At 62.6% G+C, this 895-nt stretch carries 1 protein-coding gene and 1 pseudogene; one reads left to right on the top strand and one right to left on the bottom strand.

The window, feature by feature from the left end:
* The coding region (locus tag D9X30_RS28840; protein WP_153950067.1) for an IS3 family transposase at positions 1 to 280 on the top strand (280 nt) is incomplete at its 5' end.
* A 96-nt stretch (positions 281 to 376) separates the two neighbouring features.
* Here the strand turns inward: D9X30_RS28840 and D9X30_RS28835 are convergent.
* A pseudogene (locus D9X30_RS28835) lies at positions 377 to 895 on the bottom strand (ISNCY family transposase); the annotation flags it as partial.

Genomic DNA, 895 nt, shown 5'->3' with positions numbered 1-895 from the left:
CTATAGTTGGCCGGGATGGCTGCAACGCGTCAAGGCGGCTGGTCTCATTCGTTCCATGTCGCGAAAAGGCTGCTCACCTGACAACGCTGCCTGTGAAGGCTTCTTCGGTCGCCTGAAGAATGAGATGTACTACTGTCGCAACTGGGCTGGCACGACGGTAGAAGGATTCACGCACGAGCTAAACTCTTATATCCAGTGGTACAACGAGCGGCGCATCAAGTTGTCGCTGCGTGCAATGAGCCCGGTCGAATACCGGCGCCACCTTGGAATCGCCACTTAACTCAGTCCAAGAAATCGTCCGCACCCCCAGGTACGACATTACAACTTAGCCTCTACATGATTTTGTCCAGGCGGCTCTGAAAGGTCACCCCGTCCGCTAAATAGAAATGTCAGGCCGAGCGTGCTTTTTGTGCGGGGCGGGATGCTTTTTGTGGGGTGCCCGTAAGGCAGTGGGGCTGGCCGGTGGCACCTGAGCCTGGAGCAGGGTGGGGCCGTCCGTGCCCGCGATGGCGCGCTCCAGATCCAGCCGGTTGATCAGCCGCTGGCGCTTGACGTTCAAGGGCGCCTTGACCGCACGGGGCGGCCCGCCCGAGAGCGTGCGCGACGGGCCCGCCTGATGCCGGCTGTCGCGCAGCGCCTGCACCCGTGCCGCAATCGCCAGCACGTGGCCCAGCCGCTTGTTCTCGACCACCGCCCCCTGGTCGATCTCCGGAAACCGGTGATACGTGGTGTAGGGCAGGGAAGCGCCATCGGCCCACAGCTCGACCCGCCCGTCGGGATATTCGGCCACCTCGATGTAGCGGTGGATCAGCCCCCGGTGCTCGGGGCGGTCTTCCAGCAGGTACATGGTCTTGTCGTACTGCAGCGTGAGGCTCTGCGACACCTTGCGCCATTC

Origin of the sequence: Cupriavidus sp. U2 (genome assembly GCF_009663685.2) — a bacterium.
Taxonomy (GTDB): domain Bacteria; phylum Pseudomonadota; class Gammaproteobacteria; order Burkholderiales; family Burkholderiaceae; genus Cupriavidus; species Cupriavidus necator_C.
Note: the sequence above shows the minus strand (reverse complement) of the source record. Positions and strands in the feature narration are given on the sequence as shown.